Raw genomic sequence first — 13,722 nt, forward strand, 5'->3', positions numbered from 1 at the left:
TGAGTCCGTTATTTGCCAACCAGCAAAATGACAAGTACCACTAAAGCACCGCCTCCCATCCAGGCAAGGTAATGAGAAACCTGACCATCCTGAATTTTACGCAGTTGCTGTGAACCTTTACCGATTGCACGGGGGATCCCGTTGACCGCTCCTTCGATAATGGAGGTATCGATCACTTTCAGGATGACCGCACGGCTGAAAGCAAGCGTTGGTTCAACAATGGTTTTGATGTAGAACTCGTCCACATAGTATTTATTGAGGAGCAGCTGATAGATACCGGAAAAACGGGTAGCGATTGCACCAGGGATCTGAGGCTGCAACCGGTACATAAAAAAGGCAAGGCCAATACCAAGGATACCCGCCATAATGGAAGTGGCCATCAAAATGGCCTCGGTGGTATGGGTCACATGCACATGGGGATGGCCTAACACCGGCTCGAGAAAGTGAGCCCAGTGATTTTCACCGCCAAGGATGGCAGGAACACCGAACCAACCCGAGGCGACCGCACCAACTGCCAGAAGAATGAGCGGAATAGTAACCACGGCCGGTGATTCGTGCAGATGTTCGCGCTGATGTTCTGTGCCACGGAACTCGCCGTGAAAGATGAGAAAAAACAGGCGGAAGGAATAGAAGGCGGTCATGAAAGCGACCAGTGTGCCGATAAACCAGGCAAACTTACCCGAGGCAAGCTCTGAATTAAAGGCCATCAGCAGGATCTCATCCTTACTGAAAAAGCCAGCAAGCCCCGGAATGCCCGAGATAGACAGCGAAGCCAGAAGAAAAGTCCAGTAAGTGATGGGCATTTTCGATTTCAAGCCACCCATTGAGCTCACATCCTGCTCATGGTGCATCCCTAAAATAACCGAGCCACAGCCCAAGAAGAGAAGCGCCTTGAAGTACGCATGGGTAAAAAGGTGAAAGACACCCGCTGAATAGGCGCCGACACCACAGCCAATAAACATGTAGGCCAGCTGGCTGACGGTTGAATAGGCGACGACCCGTTTGATATCCGTCTGCACCAGGGCAATGGTGGCTGCAAACAGGGTGGTGATGGCTGCGAGAATAGTGATCAGGTTCAAAACCGCATGCGAAAGCTCAAAGATCGGATGACAGCGTGCGATCAAAAACACACCCGCAGTAACCATGGTTGCAGCATGAATGAGTGCCGAAACCGGTGTAGGCCCTTCCATCGCGTCCGGCAACCAGACATGCAAGGGAATTTGAGCCGATTTACCAATAGCACCACAAAAGAGCAGGAACGCAATCATGGTGGGCATGGCAATCTGCAGGCCTAAGAGGGAAACGGATTGTCCCTCTAACAGGGAGACCTGAGAAAAGACCTCAGCATAATGGAGGCTGCCAAACTGGGTGAAGACAAGAAAAAGCCCGAGAATGAAACCAAAATCACCAAAACGGTTGACGATGAAGGCTTTTTTGCCCGCATCGGAGGCTGATTTTTTGTTGTAGTAAAATCCGATCAGCAGGTAGGAGGAAAGCCCAACAGCCTCCCAGCCAAAAAAGAGCTGCAGAAAGTTATTCCCAAGCACCAGCATGAGCATGGAGAAGGTAAAGAGGCTGAGGTAGGCAAAAAAACGGTAATAGCCATCTTCTCCCTTCATATAGCCAACAGAGTAGATATGCACCAGTGAGCTAATACTGGTAACAACAATGAGCATCACTGAAGTCAGTTGGTCAACCAGAAAACCAAAGGATACAGAGAGGCTCCCTGAGCTGATCCAGGTGTAGATGTCCTGGTTGATTATCTCGCCGTGTTGTACGCGATTGAAGGCAATAAGTGCGCAAATAAAGGACAAAACCACAGTGATGATCGGCAGCCAGTGCGCCCTGGTCCCCATACGTTTACCCAGAAGCAAGGTCAGGACGAAGGACAACAGCGGCAGAAGCGGTATGGCAAGCAATGAGACCGGCATAGTTTATCCTTTAAGTTGGTTCAGAGAATCGACGTGGACCGACCGGCGAGAGCGATAGAGGCTAATGGCAATACCCAGCCCAATGGCGGCCTCGGCGGCGGCAACGGTGATGATAAAAAAGGTAAAGGCCTGTCCACGGACGGAGTCCATATAATAACTCAGGGCCACCAGATTCAGATTGACTCCATTGAGCATCAGCTCAAGTGAGAGAAACATGATGATCACGTTGCGCCGGGTCAGAAAACCACAAACCCCTATCGAAAAGAGAAGCACAGCCAGAGCCATGTACCAGGATAAGGGGATCATTGAGACACCTCCTTAGATTGTGTGCACGCACAGCCAGAGCTTATGGCCTCTTTGGTGAGAGCTTCAAAACTGTTCTCTTCACGCCGGGCAAGAACCAGCCCGCCCAAAAGCGCAACAAGCAATATCAGACCGGCAATCTCAAAGGGCAACAGGTAAGTTGAGTACATTTCCTGTCCCATGACAACCGTATGTGTCATCTCGCGCACCGCTTCTACACTCCACTGGCCTTTACTTCCGGGAGTGAACGAGGGTAAAACCGCAAGAAGTGCCAGCGCCAGTCCTGTGGCGATTCCTCGTCCCAGCCAGGGACTGGGGATAAAGGCATCAATGTGCAATTCCTCGCGCAGATTGACCAGGAAAAGCACAAAAAGATACAGTACAAGCACCGCACCGGCATAGACAATGATCTGGACTGCGGCCAGAAACTCGGCGTTGAGGGTCAGGTAGAGCCCAGCCATATGGAAGAAAAGCACCAAAACCATGAGCACGCAGTGGACCGGGTTGCGCAAACTTATGGCAAGCACACCACTGGCCACGATCATGAGGGCGCAATATATGAAAAACAATTGAAGAAACATCGATTTCCTCTCCGCTCAGTCTTGTTGGGCAGCCTGTTGCTGCTGCCATTTGCGTCCTACAACCTGCTCTTCACCACGCCATTCGGCGGATACCGAAAGCCGTTTGGGTGCAGGCAGATCAGCCTCAGCCAGACCACGTGGCCGCCAGAAGGGATTGACATAGTTTTCCATATCCGCCCCCTTCTCTTCCACAAAGCGATCCCAGTTGGCCAACAACTGCTCCCGGGTAAAGTAGAGCGAAGGTCGGTCGTAGGAACCGTATTCATAGACCTCGGTCAAGACGATGGCATTGACCGGGCAGACCTCTTCGCAGTAGCCGCAATAGACACAGCGAAGCGACTCAATCCTGTAGCAGTCGATCTTTCGCTTTGCTCCGGGTTCTTTGCCTTTGTGTGAGCGAATGCGGATGCACCGCGAGGGACAAGCCATGGCGCAACGCATGCAGCCAATGCACTTACTGTCCCCGGTTTCAGGGTCGCGAACCAGAGCATGTTGTCCCCGAAAACCAGGACGAATGACCGGCTTCACATCAGGGTACTGACGGGTAATGGGTTTGGAGAAGAGCCGCTTCAAGGTCAGCGCCATGCCTTGCAGGATCTCGACCTGAAAGATGGTACCTAGTAAGCCGCGTTTGGGTTTGTATTGAACGTACATTCGAATGATCCCCCTTGCTTTCGTTAGGCGAGGATAGCCCGAAAGCAGGCTGTGAGGACAATATTAGCAAGCGCCAGAGGGATGAGTAACTTCCACCCCAGATCCATCAACTGGTCATAGCGATACCGGGGTAAGGTGGCACGAATCCAGATGAAGAGGAACATGAACAGATAGACTTTGAGCACGAACCAGAACGGCGGGAACAAAGCAACCTCAAAGGGTCCGTTCCAACCACCGAGGTAGCAGATCGTCGCGATGGAGGCCATGACCATCATGCCGATATATTCAGCCATGAAGAATATGGCGTACCGCATACCGCTGTATTCTGTGGAGTAACCACTGACCAGCTCGGTCTCTGCCTCAGGTAGATCAAAGGGCACGCGGTTGGTTTCCGCGAGCATACTGATAAAAAAGACAAAAAAACCGATGCACTGGGGCATGAGGTACATGCCAAGAAAGGAGTCACCCTGGGCTTCAACTATCTGGGTGAGGTTCAAGGAACCAGCCATGAGCATAACACCAACCAGACTCAGCCCCATGGAAATCTCGTAGCTGATCACCTGGGCCATGGAGCGCAGTCCCCCTAGAAAGGAGTACTTTGAATTGGAAGCCCAACCGGCTAAAACGACGCCGTAACTGGCAAGCGAACTCATGGCAAAGATAAAGAGCAGACCGATGTCAATATCTGCCAGGACCCACCCCTTGGCAAAAGGGAGTACCGCCAGGGAAGTCATCATGGCAACCAGGCAGATGATAGGAGCAGCGAGAAAGGTCGGCTTGTCGGCGTTTTCGGGAATGATATCTTCCTTGAAAAACGACTTTACGCCGTCGGCGATGGGTTGCAGCAGGCCATGCCAGCCAACGCGCATTGGCCCTACCCTCACCTGCATGTGACCGATGATCTTCCGCTCAAAATAGGTTGCATAGGCAACATGGAGCATGACCACGGCAAAAAGGATCAGGATCCATACCAGCAACATAATGATATTCATTGGGTTCCTCTTGTATAAAGCCGCAGAGAAAGCGTTGATGCCAACTCTGGGTAACTGTATCGATGGGTCTACCTGGTAATAGCTACAGCGCATTACTCGCTGTAGCTATTACCGATCAGACTCACCCAAAACCACGTCCAGGCTGCCGATATTGGCAATCAGGTCAGCAATCAGCTCTCCCTTGCAGATAGCTTTCAGGGCGCCGATATGGATGAAAGATGGAGAACGGATATGCATGCGGTAGGGACGATTGTTGCCATCGGAGATAAAATAAAATCCCAGCTCTCCTTTAGGGACCTCGGTGGCCACATAAACATCGCCTGAAATATAGAGTTTTTGATCACGCACCAGCTTAATCAGGCCCCCACCAAAGGCTGCGGCATCGGCTTCGACCCGGGCCGGAGCTTTAAAGGGCATGACGAGATCCGGTGCATCCGGGCCAACAATGGGACCAGGAGGCAGCTGATCAATACACTGCTGGATAATATGCACCGATTGGAGCATTTCTTCCATGCGACAGCGGTAGCGCGCATAGATATCCCCCTCGGTGGCCAGAGGGACCTCAAACTCGACCTTGTCGTAGGCATCATACGGCTGGTGTTTACGAATATCGTAATCCACACCAGAACCACGCAGGCAGGCGCCGGTCAGTCCTAACCCCAGAGCCTCTGCCCCGCTGAGCTTGCCGACTCCAACTGTCCGCTTGAGCCAGATGCGATTGGTATCGATCAGGGTCTCATACTCCTCCATCTTAGCGGGGAACATGTCCAGGAAACGCTGGAGCTCATCGACAAAATAACGGCTGACATCCTGGCGGACTCCACCGATACGTGGGTACGAGAAGGTCAGGCGAGCACCGCAGAGTTCCTCAAACAGGTCCAGCAGGATCTCACGCTCGCGAAAGCAGTAGAGGAACACGGTCATGGCCCCGATATCCAGGGCATGGGTTGCCAACCACAAAAGGTGGGAGCAGAGCCTGGACATTTCGCCAACAATGGTGCGGATGTACTGTGCACGCTCGGGCACGGAAACGGCCAGAAGCTTTTCAACGGCAACGCAGTAACCAATGTTGTTGGACATGGCAGCGATGTAGTCGAGCCGATCGGTGAGGATCAGGGCCTGGGCGTAGGTTTTGCTTTCAGCAAGTTTCTCAAATCCACGATGGAGATAGCCGACCTGGGGATTGCACTCCATGATGGTTTCACCATCGAGTTCCAGATCAACGCGAAGGACACCATGGGTTGCGGGATGCTGTGGCCCCATGCGTAAAGAATAGCGTTCGCTCTCCCCATCGACCACCGGCACTTCAATGGTTTTTGAAATAGTACCACTCATCAATCATTCTCCCTGGGATCATACTGTCCGTGGGCATGCCCTTCGGGATCAAAGCCGTGCTTATCCAGTTCTTTGACCTTTTCAAGCAGCTCAATCATCCCCTTCCACTCAACCTTTCCTTTGAGGGGATAACTTTTTTGCAACGGATGTCCTTCCCAGTCCTCGGGCATGAGGACGCGTCGCAAATCAGGGTGCCCTGTAAAGGATATCCCCATGAGGTCATAGGTCTCCCGTTCAAGCCAGTCAGCGCCAGGCCACAGCTCAACCACAGAGTCAATCGCCGGGTCCGTATCGCCCGCTTCAGCCCGAAGACGAATTTCATGACCAAGTACGATAGAATAGAGGTTATACACCACCTCAAATTTAGAGAGTCCGGGATCTTTACGGCGGGAATTATCCACACCGCAAAGAGAACGGAGATGATTCATCTGCAACGAGGCATCATCACGCAGGTAGCGCAGCATCTCCTTGACGCGACTGGACCGTACAATGATCGCGCCCTGGCCCTGATTGACGTAGCCTTCAATAACTTCGTCGGGAAATTCGGCCTTGACTTGGTCGATTATCGCCACTGGCTCCATCGGAACTGCTCCTGTTTAATTTTTTCCTGGAGCTTGAGAAATCCCTCAAGCAGTGCTTCGGGACGCGGAGGGCATCCGGGGACATAGACATCAACCGGAATAATCTGATCAACCCCCTGGGTAACGGCATAGGTATCAAAGACACCACCGGAGCAGGCACAACTGCCCATGGCCAATACGTATCGGGGCTCGGGCATCTGATCGTAAACACGCCGCAGAACAGGTGCCATTTTTTTGGTCAGGGTACCGGCAACAACCATACAGTCGGCCTGGCGAGGGCTTGCACGAAAAAGCACGCCAAATCGATCAAGGTCGTTGGTCGAGGCACCGGCATCCATCATCTCAATGGCACAGCAGGCCAAGCCAAAGGTTACCGGCCAGATCGAGCCGGAGCGCCCCCAGTTGACCAGCTTGTTCAATGGGCCAAGCACAGCGTTGGCGCCGGGAATAAAGCGAACTCCCTCCTCCAGTTGCACCATGGTCTCGTCGTTCATTTCTCCCATTGCAACACTCCTTTTTTCCAGGCGTAAACGTACCCCACCAGCAGAAGCGCAATGAACAAAAGCATTTCTACCAGAGCAAAGAGTCCTAACCGATCATAACTGACAGCCCAGGGGTAGAGGTAAATGGCCTCAACATCAAAGACCACGAAAAGAATGGCGATCAAATAAAACTTGACCGAAAAACGCATTCTTGGGGCCTCTGTGGGCTCATTACCCGATTCATAGGCAACCAGCTTTTCTTTGTACGGCCGACTTAGACGAAAAAAACGGCCGACAAGCAGGGTCAGCACACCAAACAATACGCCAAAGATCAACAGCAGCAAGATGCCGAGATATTCCTTGGGCAGCGCTTCCATCATCAGCAAACTCCTATGAGCGTCGGTTTTCCATCAACTGCTCCGCATACGCCTGACGGGCAGTTTCTGTAGCCTCGGAGGGGGTAGTAAAATGGAGGCATTTGGTTACACATTTGGCAACACAGGCGGGTTCTAAGCCCTGGTCGATACGATCCATACAGAGGTCGCACTTACCTACTTTACCGGTTTCCGCATTCCATTGGGGGACGGTCCAGGGACAGGCGGTGATACAGGCCTTACAGCCAACACAGGACTTTGCATCCACATAGACGATGCCGTCTTTTTCACGACGACGCATGGCGCCGGTGGGACAGGCATCAATACACCAGGCCTTTTCACAATGAAAACAGGAGAGGTACACGAAATTGATTTTGGGGGTGGGCTCACTAGCAGACTCCACTTTGAGCATGCGGCAGTAAAACGCATCCGGGCCTGGATGATTTTTTGATTTACAATGTACTTCGCATGCGCGACAGCCTATACAGTCGGCCACATCCTGAACAATAAGATATTTACTCATTTCAACTCTCCTTAGGGTTAAACGGGGGTAACGGTGACAAAACTTTCAGCAAGGTTCAGGCCTCCTCCGGCCTTGTCCCACTCCCTGAGTTTCCCCTTCATAAAGAGTTGATCAGCCAAGCCCTGTTTATAGGCCCGCTTTTTGGCTGGTACGCGAGTACCAAATCCGTGGAGCATGAAGACTGCCTCGGGGTGGATAAGGTCGGTCACTTTGGCAACAATGGTGCCCTGTTCATTGCCGTTGGTCACCATAACTCGTGCCCCATCCTTTATCCCCAATTTTTTTGCAGCCCGGGTGTTAATCCAAAGTTTATTTTCCCGTAACAAGTCGTTCAGCAGCGGATTATTCTGATGATGGCCGTGGGCTTGGTAGCCGTTACGTCCGAAAAGCAGACGAAAACTCCCTTCGGGTGGTGCTTCGGGAGCCTCGTAGGGAACTAACGAGGGGACCCCCATGGCTTCCCACTTTTCGTTGATGATTTCAATCTTCCCTGAGTCGGTTCCGAATTTCAGGTTGTCCCGGTCATACCAGATCGCCTCGTCACAGAGCTTGACAAAGCCTTTCTCGTCAAAATCAGAAACGCTCAGGCCGGTGTCCTGAAGCTGGTAGGTCCAGATATCTTCAATAGAGTTAAAAGGAAAATATTCCCCTTTGCCCATGCGACGGGCGATTTCAAGATAAATTTCCCATCCTGCTTTGGTGTTATTCAATGGCGCGATGCACTGCTCACGTCGACCAAAACCAGGTTTCAAGCCTTTTTCAGTTCGAAGGATGGATGCACGCTCAAGAAAGGTGTTTTCCGGGAGAATGACATCTGCAAACCAGGCGGTATCACTGAAGTTGATGTCAACGGAAACGATCAGCTCAAGTTTGTTTAAGATGCGCATCTGCTCATCGGTGTCGGGAAGAGCGATAAAGGGGTCGTGGCGATGGACAAAGTAGGCTTTAAGCGGATAGGGTTCTCCTTTTTCTAAAGCCTCGTAAGCGGTTTGGAGCATTCCGGCACCAGCATCCCACTGGGGATAACGAGTCCCGCAGCCATCGGCGCGCTCCTCATCAACACCGGGAACCAGAGCTCCCAGGCTTTTTAAACCGGAACGTCCGGCGTCTTTCGGGGTTTTGGGGTAAAACAGGCCTCCTGGCTGCTCAATGGAGCCCATGAGTGCGTTGATAATATGAATCATGCGCGAGGCATAATAGGAGTCGCGATAGCGAGCCAGCATCCAGCCCGGATGAATAATAACCTTGGGGCGATCCTGATTGAGTTCCCGGCAAAACTCCTCTATTTCCTCTGCGGAGATGCCGGTTTCTTCGGCTGTCCACTGGGGGGTGTATGGTTCGATAAAGGAACGGAACTCCTTCAGGCCATTAACGTACTTGTCGACAAAATCTTTGTCATAGTAACGTTTCTTGATAATAACATGGGCAATGCCCAGCAACAGGGCATAATCGGAACCTGGCTTGTTTTGCCAATACCTGGTCGCTTTACCGGCGGTCACAGAAGCCCGGGGGTCAATATAGGTGACATGGCACCCATTCTTCACCGCTTTGAGAAAACTTTTGACCTCTTTGATTTTAAGTGCCTCGGTAATGTTACGCCCAAAAAGCACGATATGTTTGGCATTGGCATAATCGTAGGCAAATCCCTTTCGGCCCATGCCATAAACCGATTTGGAAGCATGGTGGACATTACGCCCGCAGGTGCAGTCATGATTGATATAGTTGGGTGAGCCCAGGGCTTTGACAAAGGCCTTACGCAGATCGGCAAAAGGGCCGCCGCGGTCGGAGAACATGATTGAACGGGCGCCATGCTCATTGATGACGGCACCGAGTTTATCTGTGATGTATGCAAAGGCTTCTTCCCAGCTCACCTCGCGCCACTTCCCTTCTCCACGTTCACCTTCGCGGATCAGAGGAGATTGAGGTCGTTGCTTATCATCACGCTGTGCAAAGGCGGCAGCCCCTTTGGCACAGAGGCTGCGGCCCATTCCAGAGTCATTTGCATTGCCTTCGATCCATACAGGTTGCCCATCTTCCACCTGCACGGTAACCGGACAACGAACGGCGCACATACCGCAGATACTATACTTAGTCTCACTCATATTTTCTCACCCACTCGTTTTAGCCCTCACCGACCCGTTCTGCATCGGCGCCATCATCAATAAAAATATCTGATACAACAACTCAGCGTGAATTTGCCACATTCTGTCTCGCGTTTGGAAAATGACCAAGCCTACACAACTTGGGCGCGACGTAATTAGCTTGAACTGTTATTGAGTAATTAATCCTGCTAGTTATCAGAATTATCGTTCAACGACCACACGCCTATGTATCAATAATTTTGATCATTTAAAATGAAATTTCAAAGAAATGCTTAAAAACACTGAGATTATCTACAAAAGATCCTTATAAATTAAAAATCTATTTTGCCGACGCTAACGATCAATTTTCCTGATATATAATTTTGCACATTTTGCATTTCCGTAAATAAAAGAAGACAAAGCAAAAGCGACAGCATACATGTAAATGTCGGAAATTCAACATCCTGCTCACATTCTGATTCTTGCATTACCACCCTGAATTTTTAAAGCATGTCCCACGGTGAGCAAGAGTACTCTGTCCTTTATCCCCTCGCCTCTTAGTCATTCATGACCTCCATTGTTATGAAGCTTTAATTCTATTAGGACCCTCTAATATAAGTATTGACTTTCTCGAAAAACCCGATACATTCGCTCGAGTGTTAGCCATGACTAAAACACAACAACCCATCTAACAATTATGTGTGAAATACAAAGTCAAGAACCAGTTAGGCGGTGTCCCTTGGACTCTTTCCCCCTTTGCCTGGCGGATGAAGGAGAATCTGTACGCATCATCACAGCCCGGAGCGGCAAAAAACTGCATGAACGCCTTGGCAGTATGGGGTTGCAGATCAATGATACCGTTACGGTGATAAAAAAGCAGCCAGGTGGCGGAATAATTATCGAAAAATCAGGCAGCCGTTACGCACTGGGGGGCGGCATGTCGTTCAAAATTTATGTTAGGAGATGTGATTGAAATGGAGCAGACACTCGCAGATATAGCTGTTGGCCAAAAAGCCAAGATTATCGGCTTTGAAAAAGGAAGCCAACAATACAGACAAAAACTCTTAGCCATGGGGCTCATCAAAGGGACGGAATTCGAGGTTGCTCGTGTAGCGCCCTTGGGAGATCCTGTCGAAATCGTCGTTCGCGATTACAGCCTCAGCCTGCGCAAAGAAGAAGCCAAAGCCCTTGTTGTTGGGAGGGTGCAGAAATGAAGCGCATTACCCTAGGAGTGGTGGGCAATCCCAACTGCGGGAAAACCACTCTTTTTAATAGTCTCACAGGCGCGAAACAACGGGTGGGGAACTGGCCCGGTGTGACAGTCGATCGAAAATCAGGCAGCTTTCGTCACGACAACACCCAAGTCGAAGTCATTGATACCCCGGGCATCTATACGCTTTCAACCTCTTCACTTGATGAAAAGGTGACGCGCGATTTTCTGCTCACCTCCAAGGCCGATGTTATCGTAAATATTGTCGACGCCTCAAATATTGAACGGAATCTCTACCTGACCAGTCAGCTCCTAGAAATGCATCTCCCCGTTGTCGTTGCGCTGAACATGATGGATATGGCCAAGGAAAAGCAGTTGGTCATCGATACCCAGGGACTGGCTAAACGGTTAGGGTGTCCGGTTATTCCCATGGTGGCCTCAAAAAACATAGGGATAAAAGAGCTAAAAGCCGTTGCTGTTGAAAGTGCAATCACCCCCACCTGGATTTCCAGGCCACAGTGCTGTATCCGCCAACGGTCCAGGAGGCTATAAGCGCACTTGCTCCAGAGTTTACAGAAAGCTGCGTTGTACACTCGATTGATCCGCACTGGTTTGCCCTTAAATTGCTTGAAGGTGATCAGACCCCAGTGGACAGGGTACAACTCTCAGAGTCCACCAGAGCAAAGGTGCATCAGCTCCAACAAACCATTGAAATCCAGGAAGATGAAGATATTGACATTGTCATCGCCTCGGCACGTTATGGGTTTGTGAGTTGGCTCACCAAAGATCTGATCATGAAGCGTGGGCGCATAACAAGCACGCTTTCCGATCGTATCGATGGACTCGTTCTCAGCCGCTTTTTCGGACTACCGATTTTCCTGCTCGCAATGTACCTGATGTTCATGTTCACCATTAATTTGGGTGGTGCATTTATTGATTTTTTCGATCAATTGGCAGGGACCATTTTTGTTGACGCCCTGGCAGAAATACTTGGAGCCGTACATGCACCTGAATGGTTGATTGCCGTTTTGGCGACAGGAATTGGAGGCGGCATCCAGACCATGGCAACATTTATTCCGCCAATTGGTTTTATGTTTCTCTTCCTCTCTTTTCTCGAAGATTCAGGCTATATGGCCCGAGCGGCCTTTGTCATGGACCGTTTCATGCGCTTTATCGGTCTGCCTGGGAAAGCTTTTGTCCCTATGCTGGTTGGATTTGGCTGTAACGTACCTGCAATCATGGCCACCCGAACCCTGGAAAATGATCGGGACCGAACCCTGACGATCATGATGAACCCCTTCATGTCCTGCGGGGCCCGGCTGCCCGTTTATGCACTCTTTGCTGCAGCCTTCTTCCCCAGCGGAGGCCAGAATCTCGTCTTTCTGCTCTACCTGATCGGTATAGGTTTTGCCGTGCTCACCGGGTTGATATTGAAACACACTCTCCTGAAAGGCGAGGCCACACCCTTTGTCATGGAGATGCCGCCCTACCACCTCCCGTCTTTTCGCTCTATCATTTTGCGGGCATACGATCGTTTGCAGAGCTTTCTCTTTAAAGCGGGCAAGGTACTGATACCCGTGATCATGGTCCTGGCGGTACTCAACTCTCTGGGCACCGATGGTAGTTTTGGCAACGAAGATACTGATAAATCTGCCCTGGCCAGCTTGAGCCAGGTTATTACCCCTGTCCTTCATCCGCTAGGCGTGACAGATGAGAACTGGCCAGCAACAGTTGGTATTTTTACAGGCATCTTTGCCAAAGAGGCGGTTGTCGGCACCCTGGACTCGCTTTACACCAAGCTCGACCGGCAACCCGTTGAGGGCGAAGTGGCCGAGGAAGAAGGTTTTCATTTTTGGGAAGGTATTGGAGGAGCCTTTGCCACCATCCCCGAGAACCTGGCAGGGGTGCTTGACACCTTGACAGACCCTTTGGGAATTTCCATCGGCGACCTGAGCGATACCAACACTGCTGCTGAAGAGCAGGATGTCAATATCAATACCTTTGGTTCAATGGTAACTCTCTTTGGCAGTCAGAGTGCCGCCTTTGCCTATCTGCTCTTTGTTTTATTGTATTTCCCCTGCAGCGCAGCCATTGCCGCTGTTTACCGTGAAACGAACATGGCATGGACAGTATTCGTGGGATTTTGGACAACCTTCCTGGCCTATTTTGCCTCAACACTTTTTTATCAGGCTGTCAACTATGCCGCCGATCCGGGATACGCGATTTTGGTGATTGGCCTTGATTTGAGCGCCCTACTCAGTGTCATTGCTGTGCTCAGGGTGATAAGTAGCCGCAGGCAACGGCAGCAAGTTCAGTTTACCTCGCGGCCGTTGCCTGCCAACCTTGCAGCAAAGAAATAGGAGAGGATATGGATCTTATTACATTAAAACAATATCTCCGTGCACGCAAAGTCACTCCTATTCAAGATGCGGCCCATCATTTCAGGGTCGACATCGATGCCATTCGCCCTCTGTTTGATGTCTGGCTGCATAAAGGAAAGATTCGAAAACGATTGGATACCGGAGGTGCATGCAAGGGGTGCTGCAAATGTGATCCTGCTACGGTTGAAGTCTATGAGTGGGTAGATTGAGCAAAACACCTTGCTAGAAATTTTCCGTCAAGACAAAAGTGTACTACATTGTCGCAGATTCGTCTTTTTTGTCAGGATGTCGGCA

16 protein-coding genes are annotated in these 13,722 nt (G+C 50.8%); 5 read left to right on the forward strand and 11 right to left on the reverse strand.

Going from position 1 to position 13,722, the window contains the following annotated elements; translation table 11 throughout:
* Nucleotides 1-8: 8 nt before the first annotated feature.
* The 11 genes from nuoL to JWJ90_RS11740 form a co-directional block, all read right to left on the reverse strand.
* Entirely contained in the window at nucleotides 9-1,931 is a 1,923-nt protein-coding gene (nuoL, locus tag JWJ90_RS11690) for an NADH-quinone oxidoreductase subunit L (protein ID WP_205227409.1), read from the reverse strand.
* Nucleotides 1,932-1,934: 3 nt separating this feature from the next.
* A complete protein-coding gene (gene nuoK, locus JWJ90_RS11695; protein WP_205227410.1) occupies nucleotides 1,935-2,237 on the reverse strand; it encodes an NADH-quinone oxidoreductase subunit NuoK in 303 nt (100 codons plus the stop codon).
* A complete protein-coding gene (locus JWJ90_RS11700) occupies nucleotides 2,234-2,815 on the reverse strand; it encodes an NADH-quinone oxidoreductase subunit J family protein (RefSeq protein ID WP_205227411.1) in 582 nt (193 codons plus the stop codon). Before JWJ90_RS11700 ends, nuoK begins: the two co-directional genes overlap by 4 nt.
* A gap of 15 nt (nucleotides 2,816-2,830) precedes the next feature.
* Entirely contained in the window at nucleotides 2,831-3,469 is a 639-nt protein-coding gene (locus JWJ90_RS11705) for a NuoI/complex I 23 kDa subunit family protein (protein ID WP_205227412.1), read from the reverse strand.
* A 23-nt stretch (nucleotides 3,470-3,492) separates the two neighbouring features.
* The gene (nuoH, locus tag JWJ90_RS11710; RefSeq protein ID WP_205227413.1) at nucleotides 3,493-4,461 is read right to left on the reverse strand and encodes an NADH-quinone oxidoreductase subunit NuoH; all 969 of its coding nucleotides are present in this window, start codon (nucleotides 4,459-4,461) and stop codon (nucleotides 3,493-3,495) included.
* A 108-nt stretch (nucleotides 4,462-4,569) separates the two neighbouring features.
* On the reverse strand, nucleotides 4,570-5,796 hold the full coding sequence (locus JWJ90_RS11715) for an NADH-quinone oxidoreductase subunit D (protein WP_205227414.1): 1,227 nt from the start codon (nucleotides 5,794-5,796) through the stop codon (nucleotides 4,570-4,572).
* Complete coding sequence (locus JWJ90_RS11720; RefSeq protein ID WP_205227415.1) at nucleotides 5,796-6,377, reverse strand: NADH-quinone oxidoreductase subunit C; 582 nt, start codon at nucleotides 6,375-6,377, stop codon at nucleotides 5,796-5,798. The genes JWJ90_RS11715 and JWJ90_RS11720 overlap by 1 nt, the downstream gene beginning before the upstream one ends.
* Entirely contained in the window at nucleotides 6,359-6,856 is a 498-nt protein-coding gene (locus JWJ90_RS11725) for an NADH-quinone oxidoreductase subunit B (protein WP_205227468.1), read from the reverse strand. Before JWJ90_RS11725 ends, JWJ90_RS11720 begins: the two co-directional genes overlap by 19 nt.
* 11 nt (nucleotides 6,857-6,867) lie before the next feature.
* Nucleotides 6,868-7,236: an NADH-quinone oxidoreductase subunit A gene (locus tag JWJ90_RS11730; protein ID WP_205227469.1), complete on the reverse strand. Its 369-nt coding sequence runs from the start codon at nucleotides 7,234-7,236 to the stop codon at nucleotides 6,868-6,870.
* 13 nt (nucleotides 7,237-7,249) lie between these two features.
* Nucleotides 7,250-7,756, reverse strand: coding sequence for a 4Fe-4S dicluster domain-containing protein (locus tag JWJ90_RS11735; protein WP_205227416.1), 507 nt, complete (start codon nucleotides 7,754-7,756; stop codon nucleotides 7,250-7,252).
* Between the two features lie 17 nt (nucleotides 7,757-7,773).
* Complete coding sequence (locus JWJ90_RS11740; RefSeq protein WP_205227417.1) at nucleotides 7,774-9,858, reverse strand: molybdopterin-dependent oxidoreductase; 2,085 nt, start codon at nucleotides 9,856-9,858, stop codon at nucleotides 7,774-7,776.
* Nucleotides 9,859-10,576: 718 nt separating this feature from the next.
* Here JWJ90_RS11740 and JWJ90_RS11745 point away from each other — a divergent pair.
* Genes JWJ90_RS11745 through JWJ90_RS11765 form a run of 5 tightly spaced genes read left to right on the forward strand, consistent with a single transcriptional unit; the run spans nucleotide 10,577 to nucleotide 13,637 of the window.
* Nucleotides 10,577-10,810, forward strand: coding sequence for a FeoA family protein (locus tag JWJ90_RS11745; RefSeq protein WP_205227418.1), 234 nt, complete (start codon nucleotides 10,577-10,579; stop codon nucleotides 10,808-10,810).
* 1 nt (nucleotide 10,811) lies between these two features.
* Complete coding sequence (locus JWJ90_RS11750) at nucleotides 10,812-11,051, forward strand: FeoA family protein (protein WP_205227419.1); 240 nt, start codon at nucleotides 10,812-10,814, stop codon at nucleotides 11,049-11,051.
* Complete coding sequence (locus JWJ90_RS11755; RefSeq protein WP_205227420.1) at nucleotides 11,048-11,599, forward strand: FeoB small GTPase domain-containing protein; 552 nt, start codon at nucleotides 11,048-11,050, stop codon at nucleotides 11,597-11,599. Before JWJ90_RS11750 ends, JWJ90_RS11755 begins: the two co-directional genes overlap by 4 nt.
* Nucleotides 11,566-13,407: a ferrous iron transport protein B gene (gene feoB / locus JWJ90_RS11760; protein ID WP_205227421.1), complete on the forward strand. Its 1,842-nt coding sequence runs from the start codon at nucleotides 11,566-11,568 to the stop codon at nucleotides 13,405-13,407. Before JWJ90_RS11755 ends, feoB begins: the two co-directional genes overlap by 34 nt.
* A gap of 8 nt (nucleotides 13,408-13,415) precedes the next feature.
* On the forward strand, nucleotides 13,416-13,637 hold the full coding sequence (locus tag JWJ90_RS11765) for a FeoC-like transcriptional regulator (protein ID WP_205227422.1): 222 nt from the start codon (nucleotides 13,416-13,418) through the stop codon (nucleotides 13,635-13,637).
* Nucleotides 13,638-13,722: the final 85 nt, after the last annotated feature.

Origin of the sequence: Desulfobulbus rhabdoformis, assembly GCF_016919065.1 — a bacterium.
Classification (GTDB): Bacteria; Desulfobacterota; Desulfobulbia; order Desulfobulbales; family Desulfobulbaceae; genus Desulfobulbus; species Desulfobulbus rhabdoformis.

Bases quoted from the DNA above. Each gene is read 5' to 3' on its own strand.
- nuoL (WP_205227409.1), bottom strand. From the start codon at position 1,931: ATGCCGGTCTCATTGCTTGCCATACCGCTTCTGCCGCTGTTGTCCTTC.
- nuoK (WP_205227410.1), bottom strand. From the start codon at position 2,237: ATGATCCCCTTATCCTGGTACATGGCTCTGGCTGTGCTTCTCTTTTCG.
- JWJ90_RS11700 (WP_205227411.1), bottom strand. From the start codon at position 2,815: ATGTTTCTTCAATTGTTTTTCATATATTGCGCCCTCATGATCGTGGCC.
- JWJ90_RS11705 (WP_205227412.1), bottom strand. From the start codon at position 3,469: ATGTACGTTCAATACAAACCCAAACGCGGCTTACTAGGTACCATCTTT.
- nuoH (WP_205227413.1), bottom strand. From the start codon at position 4,461: ATGAATATCATTATGTTGCTGGTATGGATCCTGATCCTTTTTGCCGTG.
- JWJ90_RS11715 (WP_205227414.1), bottom strand. From the start codon at position 5,796: ATGAGTGGTACTATTTCAAAAACCATTGAAGTGCCGGTGGTCGATGGG.
- JWJ90_RS11720 (WP_205227415.1), bottom strand. From the start codon at position 6,377: ATGGAGCCAGTGGCGATAATCGACCAAGTCAAGGCCGAATTTCCCGAC.
- JWJ90_RS11725 (WP_205227468.1), bottom strand. From the start codon at position 6,856: ATGGTGCAACTGGAGGAGGGAGTTCGCTTTATTCCCGGCGCCAACGCT.
- JWJ90_RS11730 (WP_205227469.1), bottom strand. From the start codon at position 7,236: ATGGAAGCGCTGCCCAAGGAATATCTCGGCATCTTGCTGCTGTTGATC.
- JWJ90_RS11735 (WP_205227416.1), bottom strand. From the start codon at position 7,756: ATGAGTAAATATCTTATTGTTCAGGATGTGGCCGACTGTATAGGCTGT.
- JWJ90_RS11740 (WP_205227417.1), bottom strand. From the start codon at position 9,858: ATGAGTGAGACTAAGTATAGTATCTGCGGTATGTGCGCCGTTCGTTGT.
- JWJ90_RS11750 (WP_205227419.1), top strand. From the start codon at position 10,812: ATGGAGCAGACACTCGCAGATATAGCTGTTGGCCAAAAAGCCAAGATT.
- JWJ90_RS11755 (WP_205227420.1), top strand. From the start codon at position 11,048: ATGAAGCGCATTACCCTAGGAGTGGTGGGCAATCCCAACTGCGGGAAA.
- JWJ90_RS11765 (WP_205227422.1), top strand. From the start codon at position 13,416: ATGGATCTTATTACATTAAAACAATATCTCCGTGCACGCAAAGTCACT.